At 55.0% G+C, this 20498-nt stretch carries 16 protein-coding genes and 1 other RNA gene; 5 read left to right on the top strand and 12 right to left on the bottom strand.

Annotated features, from left to right (window positions below):
* Positions 1–5: 5 nt before the first annotated feature.
* Genes mraY through ACOOGA_RS03215 form a run of 7 tightly spaced genes read right to left on the bottom strand, consistent with a single transcriptional unit; the run spans position 6 to position 7550 of the window.
* A complete protein-coding gene (gene mraY, locus ACOOGA_RS03185; RefSeq protein ID WP_417460267.1) occupies positions 6–1082 on the bottom strand; it encodes a phospho-N-acetylmuramoyl-pentapeptide-transferase in 1077 nt (358 codons plus the stop codon).
* Positions 1072–2520 carry a UDP-N-acetylmuramoyl-tripeptide--D-alanyl-D-alanine ligase gene (locus tag ACOOGA_RS03190; RefSeq protein WP_417460268.1) on the bottom strand — a complete coding sequence of 483 codons (1449 nt, stop codon included), beginning with the start codon at positions 2518–2520 and terminating at the stop codon, positions 1072–1074. The genes mraY and ACOOGA_RS03190 overlap by 11 nt, the downstream gene beginning before the upstream one ends.
* On the bottom strand, positions 2517–3986 hold the full coding sequence (locus ACOOGA_RS03195; protein WP_417460269.1) for a UDP-N-acetylmuramoyl-L-alanyl-D-glutamate--2,6-diaminopimelate ligase: 1470 nt from the start codon (positions 3984–3986) through the stop codon (positions 2517–2519). Before ACOOGA_RS03195 ends, ACOOGA_RS03190 begins: the two co-directional genes overlap by 4 nt.
* A gap of 18 nt (positions 3987–4004) precedes the next feature.
* Positions 4005–5687: a peptidoglycan D,D-transpeptidase FtsI family protein gene (locus ACOOGA_RS03200; RefSeq protein ID WP_417460270.1), complete on the bottom strand. Its 1683-nt coding sequence runs from the start codon at positions 5685–5687 to the stop codon at positions 4005–4007.
* Positions 5684–6073, bottom strand: coding sequence for a cell division protein FtsL (ftsL, locus tag ACOOGA_RS03205; protein ID WP_417460271.1), 390 nt, complete (start codon positions 6071–6073; stop codon positions 5684–5686). The genes ACOOGA_RS03200 and ftsL overlap by 4 nt, the downstream gene beginning before the upstream one ends.
* Complete coding sequence (gene rsmH, locus ACOOGA_RS03210; RefSeq protein WP_417460673.1) at positions 6073–7083, bottom strand: 16S rRNA (cytosine(1402)-N(4))-methyltransferase RsmH; 1011 nt, start codon at positions 7081–7083, stop codon at positions 6073–6075. Before rsmH ends, ftsL begins: the two co-directional genes overlap by 1 nt.
* Positions 7083–7550: a division/cell wall cluster transcriptional repressor MraZ gene (locus tag ACOOGA_RS03215; protein ID WP_417460272.1), complete on the bottom strand. Its 468-nt coding sequence runs from the start codon at positions 7548–7550 to the stop codon at positions 7083–7085. The genes rsmH and ACOOGA_RS03215 overlap by 1 nt, the downstream gene beginning before the upstream one ends.
* A 499-nt stretch (positions 7551–8049) precedes the next feature.
* On the opposite strand from ACOOGA_RS03215, the gene ACOOGA_RS03220 reads away from it, so the two are divergent.
* Entirely contained in the window at positions 8050–8724 is a 675-nt protein-coding gene (locus ACOOGA_RS03220; RefSeq protein WP_417460273.1) for an SDR family NAD(P)-dependent oxidoreductase, read from the top strand.
* Positions 8725–8772: 48 nt separating this feature from the next.
* Here the strand turns inward: ACOOGA_RS03220 and ACOOGA_RS03225 are convergent, their stop codons facing one another.
* A complete protein-coding gene (locus ACOOGA_RS03225) occupies positions 8773–9144 on the bottom strand; it encodes a VOC family protein (protein ID WP_420429462.1) in 372 nt (123 codons plus the stop codon).
* A 130-nt stretch (positions 9145–9274) separates the two neighbouring features.
* Between ACOOGA_RS03225 and ACOOGA_RS03230 the strand changes: the two genes are divergently transcribed.
* A complete protein-coding gene (locus ACOOGA_RS03230; protein WP_420429464.1) occupies positions 9275–10459 on the top strand; it encodes a cation:proton antiporter in 1185 nt (394 codons plus the stop codon).
* Positions 10460–10506: 47 nt separating this feature from the next.
* On the opposite strand, the gene ACOOGA_RS03235 is transcribed toward ACOOGA_RS03230, so the two are convergent.
* The 3 genes from ACOOGA_RS03235 to rnpB form a co-directional block, all read right to left on the bottom strand.
* The gene (locus ACOOGA_RS03235) at positions 10507–12987 is read right to left on the bottom strand and encodes a zinc-dependent metalloprotease (RefSeq protein ID WP_420429466.1); all 2481 of its coding nucleotides are present in this window, start codon (positions 12985–12987) and stop codon (positions 10507–10509) included.
* Positions 12988–13089: 102 nt separating this feature from the next.
* The gene (locus ACOOGA_RS03240) at positions 13090–14328 is read right to left on the bottom strand and encodes a hypothetical protein (protein WP_417460276.1); all 1239 of its coding nucleotides are present in this window, start codon (positions 14326–14328) and stop codon (positions 13090–13092) included.
* Between the two features lie 67 nt (positions 14329–14395).
* Positions 14396–14770: RNase P RNA component class A (gene rnpB / locus ACOOGA_RS03245), an RNA gene on the bottom strand.
* Between the two features lie 122 nt (positions 14771–14892).
* Between rnpB and ACOOGA_RS03250 the strand changes: the two genes are divergently transcribed.
* Positions 14893–15114: a hypothetical protein gene (locus ACOOGA_RS03250; protein WP_417460277.1), complete on the top strand. Its 222-nt coding sequence runs from the start codon at positions 14893–14895 to the stop codon at positions 15112–15114.
* Between the two features lie 80 nt (positions 15115–15194).
* On the opposite strand, the gene ACOOGA_RS03255 is transcribed toward ACOOGA_RS03250, so the two are convergent.
* Entirely contained in the window at positions 15195–15869 is a 675-nt protein-coding gene (locus ACOOGA_RS03255) for a TetR/AcrR family transcriptional regulator (protein ID WP_417460278.1), read from the bottom strand.
* 285 nt (positions 15870–16154) lie between these two features.
* Here ACOOGA_RS03255 and ACOOGA_RS03260 point away from each other — a divergent pair, with 285 nt between their 5' ends.
* Both ACOOGA_RS03260 and ACOOGA_RS03265 read left to right on the top strand, forming a co-directional pair.
* Complete coding sequence (locus tag ACOOGA_RS03260) at positions 16155–17285, top strand: efflux RND transporter periplasmic adaptor subunit (protein ID WP_417460279.1); 1131 nt, start codon at positions 16155–16157, stop codon at positions 17283–17285.
* Positions 17286–17296: 11 nt separating this feature from the next.
* Positions 17297–20452: an efflux RND transporter permease subunit gene (locus ACOOGA_RS03265; RefSeq protein ID WP_417460280.1), complete on the top strand. Its 3156-nt coding sequence runs from the start codon at positions 17297–17299 to the stop codon at positions 20450–20452.
* The last annotated feature ends 46 nt before the right edge of the window (positions 20453–20498 follow it).

The following is a 20498-nucleotide window of genomic DNA, read 5'->3' on the forward strand; positions in this document are numbered from 1 at the left end:
GCTTTCTACCTCAACTTCAATGTAGCCAAGCCCACAAGGGCCAGAATGACTGCAATGATCCAGAAACGGATCACGATGGTGGGCTCAGCCCAGCCTTTTTGCTCATAGTGATGGTGAAGTGGTGCCATGCGGAAAACCCGCTTGCCTGTCAGCTTGAAGGACAGCACCTGCACGATCACCGAAATTGTCTCGAGCCAGAAAAGGCCACCAATAATACCAAGGGCAATCTCATGTTTGGTTACAATCGCCATGGTGCCAAGTGCCCCGCCGAGTGCGAGCGAGCCGGTATCACCCATGAACACCATTGCGGGCGGCGCATTGAACCAGAGGAAGCCCAGCCCTGCGCCAATCATGGCACCGGCAAGTACCGCAAGCTCACCTGACCCAGCGACATACGTCACACCAAGGTAGGAGCTATAAACCGAACTACCCACGAGGTAGGCGATAAAGCCAAACGCGCCCGCCGCAATAATCACGGGCACCGTTGCCAGACCATCGAGACCATCTGTCAGGTTCACCGCATTACCAGCCCAAACAACCACCAACATGGCAAAGGGGATGTAGAGAAAGCCCAGCTCAACAAGCAGGTTTTTCGCAAACGGCAGAGCCAACGTCGTGCCATTGAGGTCTGAAACCAGCCAAGCGGCAAAACCGGCAATCGCGAACTCAAGTAGCAGGCGAATTTTGCCAGACACACCGTCAGACGTACGTTTGGTTACCTTGAGGTAATCATCAACAAAACCGATAGCGCCAAAACCAAGCGTCACGATCATCACAGCCCAGATATAAACGTTTGAGAGATCCGCCCACAAGAAAGTGGAAACCCCAAGCCCCAGCAAGATCATGAAACCACCCATAGTGGGTGTACCCGCTTTGCTTACGATGTGGCTTTGCGGTCCGTCCTCGCGAATTGGCTGACCCATTTTCTGTTTGGCCTTCAACCACCGAATGATCATCGGCCCGAAAATGAAGCAGATAATGAGTGAGGTAAGCACAGCGCCGCCGGTGCGAAACGTAAGATATTTAAACAGGTTAAAGATGCCATATTGGTCTGCAAGTGGCGCCAAAAGATTATAAAGCATAGCTTACTCCCAACTTGTTATTGGCGTCCTCAGCCCGTTCGGCCGCATTAACCCTTAATAATCCACGCACAATGTCGCCCAAGCCTGCACTGTTCGCCCCTTTGACGATAACCGCGTCACCGTCACGCAAGGTTTCCGCGAGCCTAAGGGCACTATCGTCGTCTTTATGCCAACGTTCAGTGCTGATGCCAGCGACCTTACCCACCTCATTCATCTGCGGACCAAAAGCGATAACCTTATCCACACCAAATCTCTTCAAATCATCGGCGAGTTTCATGTGCAATTCATTGCTGCGCGCGCCAAGTTCCCGCATGTCCGCCAGAACCGCGATACGCCTGCCGAACTTCTTTGTCGGCGTTAACGATAACCGGCGGAGGGCAGCCTTCAGGCTCAATGGGTTAGCATTATAGCTATCATCGATCAGAGTTACTGTTGCGTGTGGTAAAGTAAGCAGGTGCTGCCTGCCACGACCGGGTTCCGCCTCAAGCTTCGCGAGGGCGAGCGCCGCATGCCCAAGGTCACCTTCTACAGCTTTCACTGCAGCAAGTACCAGAAGACTGTTGAGCACCCATTCGCGCCCAGGCTGACCGATCTTGTATGTGATAGTCGTGCCCGCGACATCTGCTGTGAGGCAGGTGCAATTGCCGTGCTCAGTAATACGGAGCGGACGCACATCGGCCTCCCCTGTCACCGACACGGTTAAACGCTCATGCCCGGATGCCTTAACTGCATCCATAAGGTTACCCGCCCATTCATGGTCAACCCCGAAGATAGCAACACCGTCAGGCTTAAGGCCTTCAAATATCTCTGATTTTGCCTTTGCAATTTCAAAAATTCTACCAAACCGGCCCGCGTGCGCCGCCCCAACTGCCGTCACCACTGCTACATCAGGCTTTACAAGCATGGCGCCGCCCCTGACCTCGCCCGGCCCACTCATGCCAATCTCAAACACACCGAAACGAGCCTGACGCGGCATCCGCGCGAGCGATAGCGGCACACCTACATGGTTATTGAAACTTTTGATGCTGGCGTGAGTTGCGTCCGTGCGCTCAAGTGCCTGACGAAGTGCCTGCACAACGCTTGTTTTACCAGCGCTGCCTGTCACCGCGATTGTTTTTACGGGTGCGCGCACACGCGCTTGCGCTGCCATCAACCTCAAGGCCTGCATGGTATCTGGCACATGCACGAGCTTAAGCGCAGGAATGTCTTTGCCGGGCACATCTTCGCTTACAATCGCAGCGACCGCGCCTTTTGAAAACGCTTCAGCCACATAGGCATGCCCATTTTTCTGTGTACCCGGAAGTGCAACAAACAAGTCACCTGGCAAAACTTCCCGGCTATCAATTTGAATGCCATCCGCATACCACGGCTGAGCACCTGCGCCGCCGCAGGTTGCTGTCAGTTCCGCCGATGTCCATAACGGTTCTTTAAAATTCACGCCCCAGCCCCCGCTTGGCCCGCCGTATCGCCCAAAATTTCCCGAACTGTCCCGATGTCCGAGAATGGCACGACCGTGTCGCCAATAATTTGTCCCTCTTCATGCCCCTTGCCTGACACGATCAACATATCACCCGCCTCAAGCGCCACCATCGCAGCAAGAATTGCTGCATGACGATCCCCAACTTCTGTCGCACCGGGACAGGCTGTCATAATCTGGCGCCTGATCTCCGCTGCATCTTCACTGCGCGGATTGTCGTCGGTTACATACACATAATCTGCAAGATCATGGGCGATTTTTCCCATCAACGGGCGTTTGCCAGCGTCCCGGTCGCCACCACAGCCAAACACAACATGGAGTTTGTTTGGCTTATGGGCCCGTGCCGCATTCAACACCGTGCGCAAGCCGTCAGGCGTATGGGCATAATCGACAAAAACGCTGCCACCTTTGGCCACACTACCAACCAACTCCATCCGCCCTGGCACCCCCCGCAGGCCAGAAAGGGCCTCAAACACCTGCTCCGGTGCGCTGCCTGTGGCAATTACCAGCCCTGCTGCCATAAGTGCGTTGTAAGCTTGAAAGGTACCCACAAGTGGCAGATCAGCTTCAAACGCTGAGCCACAAAATTCCATCTGCAGTTTCTGGCCGTCAGGAGCAACCTCCTGAGACACCAGCCGAAGCATGGCATCTGCATTGCTGCCAACAGTCAGGAGCGATTGCCCACGCGCCCACGCGATATCTTCAAGAATACACCCCCAGGGGTCATCTGTATTGATAACCGCTGTTCCTTGTGGCCCTAGAAGGTCACCAAACAGGCGCGCTTTGGCATAGAAGTAGCCTTGCTCGGTACGGTGATAATCCAGATGATCACGAGTGAGATTGGTAAATGCCGCAGCCTGCAGGCGCATGCCGTCAAGCCTGTATTGATCAAGCCCATGGCTGGAAGCCTCCACGGCGACATGGTCAACACCTTTAATAGCAAGCATATTAAGTGCTTTATGAAGTGCGAGTGGGTCTGGCGTGGTCAGGCCGCCCGGCTCGGAATACCGCTCTGAGCGGACACCGAGCGTGCCCATACTTGCTGCGTGCACCCCAATTTTCTGCCAAAGCTGGCGGGCAAAATCAGCGACCGATGTTTTGCCATTTGTTCCGGTAACAGCAACCTGCACTTCGGGTTGAGCCCCACAAAAGCGCGCCGCCAGCTGCGCATATCGCCTACGCGGATTTACGTCACCAATAAACGGCACACCCACTTTCGCATCACTATACCCTTCCGTGGTGAGAACAGCGCATGCCCCTGCCTTGATGGCGTCAGCAATATAGGCACGGCCATCTTGCTTTGTGCCGGGCAGCGCCACAAAAAGGTCACCCTTCTTCACGGCCCGGCTATCAACCGTCATGCCGGAGATAACAATATCTCCAGAGACGTTAGAACCACCCAGAAGCTGTGCAAGTGTGACCGTCATTTGCGGTAACTCTATCCCTTACTTCTCAATCATCATGGCGACGTTCTGATACAGACCGTCGTCTTCTCGTTTTGGCGCCACACCCAATAGGGGTGCAGTGCGCAGAATTACATTCTTCACCACAGGCGCTGCGACCCAGCCTCCTGCGCGGAAACCAAAGGTTTCTTTGGTACCACGCGGCTCATCCAGCAGCGCAAAAACCACATAACGTGGGTCATCCATTGGATAAATACCCACAAAAGAGGAAATCAGCGCGCGTGTGTCATACCCGCCTGCGACAGCCTTTTCGGCTGTGCCCGTTTTGCCGCCAACGCGATACCCGACCGCATCAGCGCGCCCACCAGTACCTTTGGTGACGGCCAGGCGTAGCAATTGACGGATTTTGCGGCTCGTAGCCGCTGAGATAACCTGCTTACCATTAGTCCAAGCCTCAGGATTATCAACAAGTGTGGCGGCATTAAGTCGCCCACCATTGACCATCGCTGATATTCCGCTCGCAAGTTGCAGCGGGCTCACTGCAATGCCATGACCATAAGAAATTGTCATGGTTGAAACCTTGCGCCAAGTATCTGGGAACAGGGGCGACCCAACTTCCGGAAGCTCAATGGTTGCTGGCTGCAACAGCCCGATTTCTGACAGGAACACCTGCTGCTTGTCGGAGCCGAGATCAAGTGCCATTTGTGCGGTGCCGATATTGCTGGAATAGGCAAAAATCTCAGGTAGCGTCAGGTAGCGCGATTTCGGGTGATCGTCGCTAATGGTGAACCGTGCGATGCGAAGGGGCTTGGTTGCATCGTAACCGTCCTCAAGCGACGCCACACCTTGATCAAGCGCTGCCGCAAACGTGAAGGTCTTGAAGGTGGAGCCAAGCTCATACACACCCTGGGTTACCCGGTTGAAGCGCTCTTGCCCCGCACTACCACGGACACTATTAGGGTCAAAGTCCGGCAACGACACCATGGCCACAACTTCACCAGTTGCCACATCCATCACAAGGCCTGCCGCACCCAGCGCCTGATGCGCGCTCATCGCTGCTTCAAGCTCGTCGGTCAGCGCATACTGCACGCGAGTATCAAGCGCCAGCTTGATGGGCTGATCAGTCATTGTTCTGTCAGCGAGGCGATCATCAAAGTACCGCTCAACACCACCAAGGCCTTTGCCGTCAACATCCACAAAACCAAGCGCGTGAGCTGCAAGGCGCCCGTGGGGGTATACCCGCTCCTCTTCAGCTTGGAACTGGAACGCAGGGATACCAAGTGCGTTAACCTGCCATTTTTCGCGCGGCGAAAGCTTGCGCTTCAGCCATACAAACCGACGTCCCGAGCTGAGCTTTTCCTCAACGTCAGCGAGCGAAAGGTCGGGCAACACGGATACAAGCTTCATGGCAGCTTCATGCGCATCCTTGATATCCTGCGGATTAGCATAAAGCGATGCGCTCTGAAGGTTTGTCGCCAGCACCTCACCGTTCCGATCAAGGATATCAGCGCGCGCAATCGTCACCGGTGGCACCACGATATGCCGCGCCGCAACCTGTGTCTGCTCCGGCGTTGAAAGGCCCAGCTCAACGGTACGAATCATCATCACCACAAAAGCGGCAAAAAACAGCAAAACCGCAACCATCAATCGGTTGCGGGCTACTTCAAGCGCACTCTTATGCCGCCCTTCCATGGACAGCCCTGCGTATGTTGATGCCGTTCTCACAGCGTGGGTCCTTTCTCTTTATCCGGCTTGTTCGGTTGATCTGTCGATTTGCCCCTAGCGGCTGTTGGCAGAAGCACACCGGGGTCCTCCTCCGCTTCAACGCCGCGCGGGCGGAACGGAATACGGTCAGGCTCACTGAGTATTTGTTCTGCCGCCGGCGGCATCAGCGCGAGAAAGCGGATAGATTTCTCCTGCAACGCCCGCGGCGTGGTGAGATACGCCCACTCGGCTTCCAGCACACGGATCGCTTCCCGATCTTCGTGGATCTGGTTCGCGAGCGCCTTGACCTCATCTGCCTTTTCCTGCACAGCGAGCTTGAGCTGCAACACAGCAGCGCCTGCAAAAAGTGCGGTTACCGCTGCGAGGATAGTGAAAAGCCGCCGCATCAACGCCTCCCGTCTTTGGAAGGTGCCCACGCGGGCGCGCTAGTGCGGATTGCTACGCGAAGCCGGGAAGAACGAGAACGCGGATTACGGCCCACCTCTTCCTCACCCGGCTTCACGGCTCCCTTGTTCTTCAATTTGAAACTTGGCGCAGGCCCCGCGCTCACAGGGCCGGGCATGTGCCGACTGCCGCCGGCCTGCATGCCGCTTCGTTCCGCCATAAAGTTTTTAACGATACGGTCTTCGAGTGAGTGGAAACTCACCACAACCAGACGCCCACCCTCGGAAAGCAATGCCTCTGCTCCCTCGAGGCCGCGGCGCAACTCACCGAGCTCATCATTCACATGAATACGAAGCGCTTGGAATGTACGCGTTGCAGGGTGAACTGCTCGCTGGCCTTTTCGCACCGGCGGACGGCCCAGCACGCGCTCAATCATATCGGCAAGCTGTTTGGTGCGCTCAAACGGTGTTGTCACGCGATCTTTTACAATTGCCGCAGCAACGCGGCGAGACTTCCGCTCTTCGCCGTAGTTATAAATAATGTCAGCAAGCTCTTCCTCGCCATATGTATTGACGACGTCAGCCGCACTTTCACCAGCCCGCCCCATGCGCATGTCCAAGGGGCCATCTGCCATGAAAGAAAAACCGCGCTCGGCTTCATCAAGCTGAAAGCTGGAAACGCCGATATCAAGCATCACGCCATGAACTGCATCAACACCCGCATCAGGCAACAGCGACGCCATGTCACCAAAACAGCCTTCCAGAATTTGAAACTTATCGCCAAACTCCGCCTTTAGCGTGCTGGAGCGCGTGATGGCATCCGGATCGCGATCAATCGCGATAACCCTGCAATCGGCATTACCCAGCACGGCACGGGTATAACCACCCGCCCCAAAGGTACCGTCGACATAAGCTTCACCTGAGCTAGGCTCCAGCGCACTTACTACCTCATCAAGAAGAACGGGAATGTGCCGGCCAGTAGCCTCAGCGGCTTGGATATCGCCCTTGCTCATCATGCCTGCCCTCCACCACCAAATGGCGGCAGCTTCGGCGCGGCTTCAGCGGCTTGCTCCAACTGGTCTTTGAGATGCTCTTGGTAGGCGTCAGCTCCCCAGATTTGGAACTTGCGACCAAGCCCAACAAATGTGGCGTGGGTATCGACACCTGCCGCCGCACGCATTTCAGCAGGCAGCATCACGCGACCTTCAGGGTCAAAAGCAAGCTGACTGGAACCAGCGAGAATGGCGGTGGCGACGGACATTTGGTCGGGATTGAAAGGTCCAAAATCGCCGTAGAGCCGGTCAGACAATTGCTCAAGGAAAGTGAGGTCTGCGCCTTCGATACAGGGGAAATTCAGAGGTCGGTAAACGACAATACCGGGGAAGTGACTGGAGGATACGGCTTGACGAAAAGAGGCTGGGACAGAGACCCGCCCTTTCTTGTCTACCTTGTTTGTGAATGTGGACAGGAAAAATGCCATTGCCCAACAAGCCCCCGATTGTTCTCCCCCCATTCTTTGCCGCCAAACAAAGCACAGGCATTCAGAACGTCTTCTGAACATATTTGGGATATCATGGTTTTTAATGGGTGGTCAATGGGTCTGTATGGGCCTTAGTGACTTTTTATGTATAGGAAATTTTAGCCTGACAAGACATTTATTTCTTTTAAATCAAATAGATATGAACATATGTTTCCTATATGTTCTCACTTTTTCTTCACTCTCTTCCCCGCCTTCGCGGAATCCAGAAATTTGGGAAATCATGGGAAAGGGCTGCCGCGCCCTAAGGCATAACACGTCGCTAACCGAGCAATTTTTGTGGTTGTCGACAGGCCATCGCAATGCCAAACATCACTGAACAGGTCATCCGTCTATGGTAAAATTGCCATTGACCTCTCGATCCGAGAGATAAATCTCGCTAAACAAGTGGAAGCGATTTATCCACGTTGTGGCAGACCCAACAGGCAAGGAAGTTTGATCGATGAAGAATATTGTTATCACCGGAGCCGCCGGTGCGCTTGGCACCGCCGCCATTGACGCCCTGAACACCCCCAAAAACAATGTTATTGCACTTGATGCAGCGAAGGCGCGGCCCGCTAGTCTCCCGGAGGATGTGAAGTATCTGGGCGGATATGATCTCACGGATATGGAGGCCACGAAGAAGGCTGCTGCCGCCATTCATGATAAATTTAAAACAGTGGATGCCTTAGTGCATATCGCAGGCACTTTCGCCTGGGAGGAAATCAAGGACGGCTCACCAGCCACTTGGCAACGCATGTATGACATCAACCTGATGACCGCCCTGAACACCACACAGGCGTTATTGCCATCCTTCGCTGATGGTGGATCTGTGGTTTATATTGGCGCAGCTGCTGCCATGCCTGCGGTACGCGGCATGGGCGCTTATGCGGCCTCCAAGGCTGCCGTGCGGGCGCTGACCGAAAGCCTTGCGGATGAGCTATCCGGCCAAAAAATCCGGGTAAACGCAGTGCTCCCCCGCATTATCGACACCCCAAAGAACCGTGCGGATATGCCGGACGCGGACTATAGCGAATGGACAACGCCGGAAGCCATTTCAGATGTGATCGCTTTCCTCACGTCCAGCAAAGCGCGCTGTATTTCAGGCGCTTCTATTCCCGTGACCTTCTCGGCATAGGTTTCTGCGCGCAGAAGGTAGCTCTCGTATCTGCCTTTTGCGCGCCCACTACCGATGCTGGTCAATCAGTATCGGGTTGCCGTCAGGGTCTGTCACCATGAAGCTCGCCGGACCACTGGTGTTTTCATCCGCTTCAGTCACAAGCGGCACCCCTGCCTTTTTGAGCGCCCGCTGAATGTCGCGAACATCAGTGAAATCATCAAGCGGCTCTGCACTACTGTCCCAGCCGGGATTGAAGGTCATCATGTTTTTATCAAACATGCCCTGAAACAACCCAAGCACACAGGTGGGGCCTTTCATGATCAACCATCCTTGATCACGATCACCACCCATGACGGTAAATCCAAGTTTTTCATAGAAAGCCTCAGATGCAGCGATGTCTTTCACGTTAAGACTAAGTGAAAATGCTCCCAGGTTCACAAGACTAGTCCTTTCTCTGTTTCCTGCCACGCTTCGCCTCATGCGAGGGGCCCTCCTCTGAAGCCTGCCCTCGACAAAACATAAAAATCAACCGATTATCGATGCCCGGCAAGCTATGGAAGGCATTATCTTGACTGGATTACTGATCATCACTGTCGCCACAATCTTTCTCGCGCTAATCGCGAAGCGACTTTCTTCCACGGTGATTACGCCGCCGATGTTTTTCCTCGCGCTCGGAGCATTGTTTTCTTTTACCGATCTACTCCCAAAAGAAAACGCACAAGAAGGGCTTCATCTGGTTGCTGAAGTTGCCCTTGTAATCTTGCTGTTTCTTGACGCCGCGAAAGTAGATCTTGCAGAACTTATAAGGGAGCGAACGGTCCCGCTGCGCATGCTGTTGATTGGGCTACCGCTCGCCATCCTGCTCGGCACAGGTGGTGCGTTTCTACTATTGCCAGACTGGCCACTTTTTGCCCTCGCACTGCTTGCCGCCATACTGGGCCCCACAGATGCCGCACTCGGGCAATCCGTCATTACCGACCCCAGCGTGCCTGAAATGGAACGTCAGTCTCTGTCCGTTGAGAGCGGCATGAACGACGGCTTAGCATTGCCTGCCATCTTGCTTTTCGCGAGCCTGGCCGCAATCACCCCTGCGTCTGAGGCAACCAACTGGTTCACTTTCATCGCCATGCAGCTCACGCTCGGGCCGCTAATAGGTGGCGCAGTTGGCTACGTTGGTGGCTGGCTTTTCCTGCGTGCAGACGAGCGAAAATATACCGCCAGCACATATGAAGGGATCAGCACCCTCGCATTAGCCGGTGCAGCTTATCTGAGCGCGACCCTGCTTGGCGGAAACGGTTTTATAGCGGCCTTTGTCGCAGGCCTGGCATTTGGCAATATTGTCAAAGGCCGATGTCAGTTTATCTATGACTTCACCGAAAGTGAGGGACAGATGCTGAGCTGGGCCGCCTTTTTCCTCCTTGGCCTTACGCTTGTACCTTTGGCGGCGCAAAACCTCACCCTGCCCGTTTTCCTTCTGATCTTGACGAGCCTTTTCGTCATCCGCCCACTGGCTATCTGGCTATCTTTGACAGGTACCGGCCTCCCACCCAGGACAAGGATCTTCTTCGGCTGGTTTGGTCCGCGCGGTTTAGCCACAGCCTTGTTTGCGCTTTTAATTGCAGGAAACAGCGAGGACGCACAGGGCGAGGCTATTTTGATGATTGCTATTAATGCGGTATGGATCAGTGCCCTTCTGCACGGCGTTACTGCCGCCTTTGGTGCGCTATGCTACGGCCGTTACTCTGGGAAATAACCATACAAAAAAAGGGCCCGCAGGCCCTTTTCTTTATCCGTTCAATTTTAGAAACTGCTGTCGCAATGCCAGCACGGCTCACCCTGCCCACTCCCGATCGGGCTTCCCGGCGGGATAGTTGCCTCAGCCGGTTCCTTCACGGCTGGTGTGCGGGCTCGCGCCAGCGCGTCATCAATGCGGGCAATCAGACCAGACGCAAACGCACCGTCGCGGCGGCGCATTTTCTCTGCCCGCGAGCGTACATCCATCAGTGCAGCCCGGCTTTCCTGCCTCACAACAACCGGCACATCGACCCCGAGTGAAAGGCCGATAAGGCGTTCGGCATAGTCACCCGCCACTTGTTGGCGAAGGGCCACATCTTTGGCCGCATCCCCTTTACCATCTGCCATCATCGCGGCTGTTACACGCGCGAGAACAGCGCGAAGCCCAGGGTATTCATCCCCCGCATCACCCTGTGAAGCAACACGGGCAAGCCGGGCAGGATTGAGAAGTGCATCAAAACTCAACGCCGCCGCACTTGCCGCGGCTTTGGTTGCATCAAAAAGTGGACGGCTCGCATTATCAAACACCTCACGGTTAAATTGCGGGTCACCGTCTGAGTAGCCAAGCGGCGACAGAACCGTCACCACCTCATCAGGAATAGAAAGGGCTTCAGGCGTCAGGGTTTCCAGCAAAAGATCAAGCGCTTTCTGCTGCTCTACCCAGGCAACCGGCGCGGGTGCAGGGCGCCCGTCTCCTTCATGGCGATACACAAAATTCATGCCGCCGAGGCTTTTAGCCGCCGCCGCCAACTGGTAGCGATGATAAAGGTAAAGCGGCACAAATTTGCTTTGGAGTGCGCTCAGGCTCTCACCCGCACGCAAGTTCCCCATGCCAAAGTTTTCCAGCGCGATACGCCGCACGTTCAGGGTGTTGCGCAGGCTCTCAATCGGGTCATCACCCGTATCCCACACCGCGCCGCGTGCATGGCCGCTTGAGATGCTGCGGCTATCCGGGTCAGAAACATAAAGGTGCCCATAGGCATCTGCTTCACGGATCAGGGCAGCCTGAGCTTCAGCCTCGGACGCGCCATCATAGTCGCCATAGAGGAAATTGGTCGTCCACTTATCCCAACTACCAATCCCCACACCGTAGACGGAGGAGAAATCAAGCGCGCTGCCTTCGCCCACACGTACATCGGGGGCGGGATAGTCCATCACGCTTGCGCGGTCATCATAGGTGCTTGCGCCCATATTATGGGCAAAACCAAGCGCATGCCCCACCTCATGCGCCGCCAGTTGGCGGATACGCGCGAGCGCAAGCTCAACCGGGTCGTCATCCACGCCCGTGCCGGTTTTTGATGCGCCAGCAAGTGCTTCAAATATCTTGATATCCTGCCGCACGCGCAGGCTGCCCAGCAGCACAACGCCGCGCAGCACTTCGCCAGTGCGTGGGTCGGCAACTGCCGCACCATATGACCACCCCCGTGTTGCCCGGTGAACCCAGTTCACAACGTTATAGCGCGCATCAAGCGGGTGCACACCTTCGGGCAAAATCTCTACCCGATAACCACCGGGGTAGCCTGCCGCCGCGAAAGCGTCAGCCCACCAGTTAGCCCCTTCTTGCAAGGCGGAGCGGATTGGTTCCGGCGCGCCGTTATCTATATAAAAGATGATCGGCTTGATCACCTTGCCGCTCTCATCTTTTTCAAGGCGAAACCGGCGCGCAAGCCGCACAACCGTATCGCCCGCAAGCGGCGCAGACATATCAACATAATCAAGCCCGATCAGCGCCGCGCGCTCATCATACAAGCGGGTTTTATAACCGTCGTCCGGCAACTTGAGCAGACTTGTGTGCGCGATCAGCGTCACTGCTTCCGGCACAGGCGTGGTGGCGCGCACCTCGCGGCCCGGATCTGATGAATTGAAGGTTACATAAGCGTCAAACTCGCCGTTTTCGGGGAACATGAAAGCCGCTTTTGTATCCACCAGCGTATGAGCCTTTGCGATCGAGAAACTGCCCTGCCCGCGCGCCTTAAGCTGGGCCGCAACCCCCACCGCGTCACGTGTCAGGAAGGAGGAGAAATCAACCAACAGCCGACCGGTCTCCTCATCCTCTTCCATAATGTCACCAGTCCAGATGATCGACTGTGCAAAGCTGGTTTCAACTGCGCGGCGCTCCGCCGCATTGTTGGCCGTGGCACGAAAATCCCAGTTCTCAACCATGGCAACAATCTTGTCGCCCATGCGGCGGAAGGAAATAATCTCGCCGCCATTTGGCACGCTGCGGTCAAGGCCTACAGGGTTGGAACCAAGCCCGCCAGTGAGATATGCCGCATAGATATACCGCCCGGCGATGCCGTTCTCATCCGGCTTATCAAGCGCAAGCAATACACGCGCTTTCCCGTGGTCAACATAGGTGTCCACAAGGCCGTCCTTGAACTCAAGGTCTTTGGTAGCCTCGCTAAAATCGGCAAGTGCTGCACACGACAGGCCCAGCATAGCCGCCCCCGTCAGCATCCCCCATGACATGGTTTTCATGAAAGTCATACGCTGTCCCCTTTTTCTGAACTCAGGAGACATTAGCGCGTGAGAATAAGAATGGAAGAAGAAGATAAAGGCAGATGGCCCCTCTAAAGGGGCACTGTCAGACTACGGCGTTGATTTTGTTTTATTTCCGGTTGCCATTTGGTGCAACATATCCAGCAATCCTATCGGCGGACCCTCGTCTGATTTGGGATTAATCGGGCGTACTAAAGCATTCAAAATCAGAGCCCTTTCCTCATTGGAAAAAGTTTGTCGCTCATCAAGCAGCGCAAGGTACACCTCCAAGATTGTCGCCCGCAGTTTACTGTCTTCATTTAAGCCCTCGTGCAAAATTGCACCGTTATTTACAAGCTTCAATATCCACAAGAAGAGTGCTAACGGCAGGAATACTGCGATAGCAGACACGAATTGCCAAGTTTGAGGTAATGCGTTCACAAACTCAATGATCGGACTGTCTAAACCAAGAGAAAAACCCTCCGCATAAATTACGCCTTTAACTATACATCCTGTCAAAAGAAGCAGACTCAGGAATATAAGCCGATATACAAACATGTATCCAAGGTGCCATCGCGATTTTTTTCGCCAGTACTTCCTCCCAGCATTGAGCTTTACAGTTTCCGAAATTTTCGTACTTATGGCCTCTTCTTTACCTTCTAGATCTAAAATGCGCTGGCTGACACCATGCATATCGGAAACAACCTTGTTGTAGCTTTCCTTATAGGCATCATGCATTTGAGTTAGACCAGATTTGGCTTCCTCCAGCTCCGTCGCGATTGATCCAATCTTTCGCTCAGCCAAAGACACCACGTCTGCGTATGTACGCAAACTGACTTTCTCGAGGAGCAATTGCACGCCCGGCATTGCACCAGCTAAACTGTAGCCCTTGATCGCCTGCTCCAGATCTTGATGGGCGGTCTTATCAGATTTACGATCATCATACGCTACCTTGTGCAACTCGAAGACCTTAACTCTCAGGAGACGGGCCACATATCCTGCCCGCGTCCAAGGGTAACCCATTTTCTCCAAGTATTCCCCTACCGGGTGTTCTCGCACTATTAATCCCGAATTGGCTGCATTCTCCAACTCGGCTTGAATGGCGTCAATTTTGGGGGTTTCCTCACCTTCTCCAGTCTCCACAATTTCGAGAAATCTATCATAAGGAGCCAATAGCTCTGATGTGTGATCAAAAGATAGTGGAAATGGAATGGAGCGGATGTATGAACGCTGCTCGTTACACCAGCGCCTAAATTCTTCAAAATCCACAAAGCCAACAGCTAGATTGATTGGGCCTTCCGGAAGCCTAAAAATCGGCTTTCTCTCATCTGGCGATTTTTTTTGAGCCATCGCTCACCTCCCCAAGAGTAGCAATGTGCTCAATTCTCAACCGAAAGTGTATTTTGTGCAAGAAGATAAAGGCAGATGGCCTGTAAGCCGGGTTCTGTACCTGCAACGCAGGCGATGACCATTCCTCTAGGCCTTATGTTGCCATAAGGCTCAAGCAACCTACCACAACGGAGACGCGAAAACCCGCCTTGCCCTTAGAGGGATACCGTTCATTTGGTTTTGCTCCCGGTGGGGTTTACCGTGCCGCCCCTGTTACCAGGCGCGCGGTGCGCTCTTACCGCACCCTTTCATCCTTACCATACGTATATGGCGGTTTGCTTTCTGTGGCACTTTCCCTGAGGTCGCCCTCGCCGGCCATTAACCGGCACCGTGTTTTCGTGGAGCCCGGACTTTCCTCCCCCTCGCGCCTGAAGCCCAAGGCGGCGGCCATCCAGCCATCTGCCGCCCTCCTAAGAGCATAGCGCGCAAGATGCGTCAAGCCTGTTGAAGTGCGCCAGATTTTAGGGCAAAGTCCCGCGCAATGAGTTAGTACCCACTATTGGCCTGAAGGCCGAGGATAGAAAAATGAAAAAGATACTCCTGATCGCGGCGCTGGTGTCGCTCTCCGCATGCGGCATTTTCGAAGGCAAAGGCGACGAGATCATATTTGACAAGACTTTGGGCCCCGCCACAGAAACACAGGTCAAAAACCTGCCCAACACCCTTGAAGGTGACAAAAGCAACGCGCGTTATATGAACGAAGCGCTCAAGGGCGATAATATGGAATCGACGGACGGCTCTGACTAAGCCTGACCTTCTGCCAACCAGAAATGCAAAAGCCGCCCAACTCAGGCGGCTTTTTTTGTTGTTGCCCGTAGGATGCGATACTACGCGCGGTAAATCTTAAGGAAACAGTCAACCGCGTCGCGGGCCTGGTCTTTCAATTCCTGCTCAGAAACGCTACTGATCAGGCCAATCTCAAGCGAAAAGTGCAGCTTGCCCTTAAGAAGCGTGATGAAACGTCCGCCAGCTTTTTCAAGGTCTGTGATCGCAAGCTCGCCCTTATCAACCCAGCTTTGCAAAAACTCACACAGCTTAATGGTCATCTCCTCGGGGCCCGCCTGCCAGAACATCTGCGCAAATTCTGGCCCCTTGGGCGCGGCCGCCACAAGCACACGGTGCATGCCAATGGCCTTATCACTCATCAACAGCCGCACATAGGTCTCAGCAACAGCCAGAAGGTCGGTTTCCAGCGTGTGATGCTCCACCGTCGCGAGCGCTGCATCAGGATAATATTCCTCGATCGTCACTTTAATCACGTGGGAAAATAACTGCTCTTTCCCTGCGAAATGACTGTAGACGGTTTGCTTGGAAACACCTGCCCGCTTCGCAACTTCATCCATGCTCGTGCCGTCAAAGCCCTGCTCAAGAAACAGCAGGCTCGCGGCTTCCACGATCGCGTTGTTCTTTTCAATATCGCGCGGACGCCCACGTGACGGGCGGTCATCATCGCCTTGAGGGGATGGAACCGTGATTTGCCGGATGGGGACCGTTTCTGACACTGGCAAGCCTCTTCAGAGCATTTGTTGCTATTGGTGGCGCACTCCATACCCTTTAATGGGTCAGGTTGCAAACCTGAAGCTCCGCCACAGTTATTTTTTAGACTACTGGGTCTACAAATACCAATGCCACCACACTATATGCAATACATCAAGTGTAAATTGTCGAAATTACCCTACGGAATCTTATAAATTATTTTATGGACTGGACGGTCCAGTTTATTATATAAGCGTGCTGGAACAAAAAGGCCAAAGGCCAGGCTCGAGCCACAACAGCAGGACGACACGATGATTCAAAGGACACAAGCATATAAACTGATCGGTTTTCTGGCCGTCGCCGGGGTGATTGCCACCATGGTTGCGGTGCGCTCGCCCGCTCAAAACACCGCAGATAGCGGCTTGAGCCGTGCCCTGCCAGTACGCACGGTGGAAGTTACCATTGAGGAGGGCTACCGCGCACGGCGTACCTTTACCGGCCGCGCGGTCCCTGGTCGTGTCAGCGCCATGGCTTTTGAGCTGGGCGGCACCGTTGCAAAGATCAATGTTGACCTCGGCAGCACGGTCAAAACGGGTGACGTTCTTGCTGAACTGGATACCGCACGGCTACAGGCGCAGCGCGCGCAGCTTCTGGCTGAGAAAGACGAGGTAGCGGCCTCGCTTGACCTCGCGGAACGTACGTTCAAGCGTGCGCAAGAGACATTCAAACAAGGCCATGCTTCGGCCCAGCGCCTTGACGAGGCAGAAGCCAACGCCATCAGCCTTCGCGCACGGTTCAAACGGCTTGAAGCCACTGTGGCCGCCCTTGATGTTGATATCGATAAAGCATCCATCAAAGCGCCGTTTTCAGGCGTGATCACCTCACGGATGCTGGATGAAGGTGTTGTAGTCAGTGCCGGGAAAACACTCCTCGAGCTATCGGAAGACAGCCATATGGAAGCTCATATCGGTATGCCCCCTGAGTATGCGGCTGCCATGGCCGGCGGCGCACCGGTGGAACTACGCGGCGGCAGGCGTCAAATGATTGAAGGTGCCACCGTCCGGGCGATTGTCCCCTCGATTGAGGGCCAAACCCGCACAATGATGGTTACCTTCAACCTGCCAGCGAACGCAGCGTCACGAGGCGAGCTTGTCACCGCTGTTGTCAGTGACTGGCAGAACAGCACCGGCGCATGGCTGCCTATCCGGGCACTTTCCTCCGATGTTCGCGGCCTGTGGCGTGTTTACAAGGTAATCGATGGCGGGGAAGGCCCTCACGTACGTTTTGAAAACGTGCAGGTGCTATACACAGACACCAACCGGGTGTTTGTGACCGGCACGATCTCGAACGGTGACCGCATTATTACTGACGGCGTGGAGCGCTTGGCACCCGACCAACGTGTAACGCTGTTGCCGGGGCAACCCCTCGCCGCACAGCGATAAGGGAGGCATAGATGCAAGGCTCCCTTTATAACCACCCGCGCGTGGTCTGGCTCATCCTGCTTCTCATCGTTATTGCGGGGTTCAACAGTTTCTTCAACATGCCCAAGCTTGAAGATCCGCATATGGAAAGCCGGATCGTTCAGGTTACCACGCTATACCCCGGTGCTGACGCCGAGCGGGTAGAAGCCGAGATCACCGAAAAACTTGAAGGCAAGATACGCGAAGTGCCTGAAGTTAAAACGGTACGAAGCGTATCCAACCCCGGTGTATCGCTCATTACCATTGAGCTTGAAGACCGCGTGGATGATGCGAAGCCCATTACCGCCCGGCTGCGTGACAAAGTGTCTGAGGTAACAGACCTGCCGGCAGGTTCCAGTGCACCAGATTTCTCTGACACACGCATCTATGCACACTCCGCGATCCTGTCACTGACATGGCACGCAGACACCCCGATCAACTATGCTATCCTTGGTCGTCATGCCCGTGAGATCGAAAGCAAAATCCGCAACCTAGCCGGTACGGACTTCGTGGACATTATAGGCTTGCCGCAGGAAGAAATCCGCGTCGCGGTAGATGACGCGGAACTGGCAGCCTATGGCCTTACCATGGCAGATGTCGCAGCCCGCATTCAGGGTTCAGATGCACGCGGTGCAGCCGGCGTTGTATCAAACGGTGAAAACCGCATGGTGGTGCAGGTTTCCGGCGCAATTGATAACCTTGCCCGTATTCGGCGCATTCCGCTGGGGCTTGATGAAAGCGGCGCGAGCCTGAGGCTTGGTGACGTTGCTGTCATTGAACGCGGCTTTGACGACCCCCCAAGCAAGCTGGCCTACCTTGACGGTCACTACGGTGTGGTGATTGCGGTGCGCATGTTCGAGGACAGCAGGGTTGATGCCTGGTCAGCCCAGGTTGGCAGCATCATGGAAGAAATGCGGGGCACACTGCCTTCCTCCGTGCATCTGGACCGAATTTTTGACCAAAGTGATTACGCTGACGAACGCCTGCATGGCCTGATGGGCAATCTGGCCGAGGGTGCGCTTGTGGTGCTTGTCGTGCTCCTGATATCGCTTGGCTGGCGTGCATCGCTTGTATCTGCCTCCATCCTGCCGCTCACGATCTTAGCGGCCCTCGCCATGACCCATATGATGGGCCTCCGCATTCAGCAGGTATTGGTAACCGGGCTTATCGTGGCGCTGGGCATCATGGTGGACAACGCCATCGTTATAACAGATGAAATTCAACAGCTACGCCTTCAGGGCGTTCGCCGGTCCGTCGCTGTGGCGCGAACTGTTCGTAAACTATGGCTGCCTCTTCTTGGTTCAACCATGACAACCATCATTGCCTTCATGCCGCTTGTGCTGATGCCCGGCAATGCCGGTGACTTCCTCCTAGGTGTTCCGGCTGCAGTGATTGCGTCCCTGATCGCGTCTTACGTCATTGCCTTCACAATCATCTCGGCGGTTGCGGGGCGGGTGGTTGAAGGCCGTGCGCCGGGTGGCGACCCTGCTGCTCATATCAAGCGAGTGTGGTGGCGTGACGGTGTAGACGCCGAATGGCTTTCAAGCCGTTTCAAGAAAAGCCTTCAGTGGTCGGTTCGCTATCCGATCCGCTCAATGGTCGTGGCAACCACCATCCCCGTTCTTGGCTTTGTGCTTGCAGGGCAGCTGACAGAACAGTTTTTCCCGACCAGTGACCGTAACCAGTTCCGTATCGAGCTTTATATGCCCGCACAAACCGCCATTGAGGAAACTCAAAAAGCGGTTGAGATGGTGCAAAAGCGGCTTGAGAGGGAGGATGCCATCCAAAGCTCCCACTGGTTTATTGGTACCCGGCCTGCAAAATTCTATTATGCCATGATTGCTCAGACCGACGGCCTCGTGAACGCAGGTGTTGGTGTGGTCACTGTTGAGCACTTCAACCAGATTCCGGACATGATCCCCCGTCTGCAAGCGGAGCTAACCGAGACGCTTCCAGAAGCGATTGTGCTTGTGCGCGAGTTTGGTACCGGGCCGCCTATCTCAGCCCCTATTGAAGTGCGTGTACTCGGCCCTGATCTCGCCACCCTTGAGCGCATCGGCGAAGATATACGAGCCATTTTAAGCAGGCTGCCAAACGTGACCATCACGCGCATGACCCTTAAGGCTGGCAGGCCGATGGTAACGGTTGAAGCCCGGGAGGACGACGTGTCTGTCACCGGCCTGACGCTCAAGCAGGTTGAGAGCCAACTGCAAGCGCTTACCACAGGCATTACGGCCACCTATGTGATTGAAGAAACCCAGCAGGTGCCCGTTAAAGTGATCGCTGACCGCGCAAACTGGCAGGATACCAACTCCATCGCCAACATGAGCCTGCTCGCACCAAATTCAGGGCGGGAGCAAGACCGGTCCTTCTCTGATATACCGGTCTCGGCCGTCGCCGACGTCAAACTGTCCACGAAGGTCGGCACGATCGAGCATTACAACAGCGTGCGCATGAACAAGGTAATGGCGTATCTGGACTTTGACGTACTGCCGGAAGTGGCCTTCCAGGCCATGCTGCGTGAGCTTGATAAAGCTGACCTTCAAATCCCACCCGGCTATAAGGTAGAGTTTGGCGGCGAAAGCGAAGAGCGCAATGAGGCGGTTGGTCAACTGTTTGGCACCGTCGGCCTGTTGCTCGTGCTGATGCTGCTGGCCATCGTGCTTACGTTCAATAGCTTCCGCATGGCTTTCGTTACCTTTGCAGCGGCCGTTCAAGCGGCAGGGCTCGGGCTATTCTCCCTGTGGTTTTTTGGGTATCCGCTCAGCTTTGTGGTGATCTTTGGCCTGATGGGGCTTGTCGGCCTCGCCATCAACGCGGCTATCGTTATCCTGTCTGAGCTTCGCGGCATGCCTAAGGCGCGTGCGGGCAACGAAGATGCAGTGGTTGAAGGAGTGATGAAAACCGGCCGCCATATTGTTTCCACCACCATCACAACAGTTGGGGGCTTCACCCCGCTCATTCTGGCGGGTGGCGCCTTCTGGCCACCGTTTGCCGTGGCAATGGCCGGTGGCGCTTTCCTCTCGATGATTGTGAGCTTCTACTACGCGCCAGCGGCTTTCCTGTGGCTTACCCGCCGCAGGGCAGTCACCGCTCCTGGCGAAGGTTCGGCCAAAGCACGGGCAGACGCGGCGGCCCAAGAGGGATAAACCATAAAAAGGCTGGCAAATGCGCCAGCCTTTCATTTCAGGTGTG

The sequence above is a fragment of the Kordiimonas sp. genome (assembly GCF_965216265.1).
GTDB lineage: Bacteria > Pseudomonadota > Alphaproteobacteria > Sphingomonadales > Kordiimonadaceae > Kordiimonas.

Excerpts from the sequence above, each read along its gene's own strand:
- ACOOGA_RS03215 (WP_417460272.1), bottom strand. The coding sequence starts at position 7,550 with ATGGCATTTTTCCTGTCCACATTCACAAACAAGGTAGACAAGAAAGGG.
- ACOOGA_RS03235 (WP_420429466.1), bottom strand. The coding sequence starts at position 12,987 with ATGACTTTCATGAAAACCATGTCATGGGGGATGCTGACGGGGGCGGCT.
- ACOOGA_RS03265 (WP_417460280.1), top strand. The coding sequence starts at position 17,297 with ATGCAAGGCTCCCTTTATAACCACCCGCGCGTGGTCTGGCTCATCCTG.
- ACOOGA_RS03240 (WP_417460276.1), bottom strand. The coding sequence starts at position 14,328 with ATGGCTCAAAAAAAATCGCCAGATGAGAGAAAGCCGATTTTTAGGCTT.
- rsmH (WP_417460673.1), bottom strand. The coding sequence starts at position 7,083 with ATGAGCAAGGGCGATATCCAAGCCGCTGAGGCTACTGGCCGGCACATT.
- ACOOGA_RS03260 (WP_417460279.1), top strand. The coding sequence starts at position 16,155 with ATGATTCAAAGGACACAAGCATATAAACTGATCGGTTTTCTGGCCGTC.
- ftsL (WP_417460271.1), bottom strand. The coding sequence starts at position 6,073 with ATGCGGCGGCTTTTCACTATCCTCGCAGCGGTAACCGCACTTTTTGCA.
- ACOOGA_RS03195 (WP_417460269.1), bottom strand. The coding sequence starts at position 3,986 with ATGACGGTCACACTTGCACAGCTTCTGGGTGGTTCTAACGTCTCTGGA.
- ACOOGA_RS03220 (WP_417460273.1), top strand. The coding sequence starts at position 8,050 with ATGAAGAATATTGTTATCACCGGAGCCGCCGGTGCGCTTGGCACCGCC.
- mraY (WP_417460267.1), bottom strand. The coding sequence starts at position 1,082 with ATGCTTTATAATCTTTTGGCGCCACTTGCAGACCAATATGGCATCTTT.
- ACOOGA_RS03250 (WP_417460277.1), top strand. The coding sequence starts at position 14,893 with ATGAAAAAGATACTCCTGATCGCGGCGCTGGTGTCGCTCTCCGCATGC.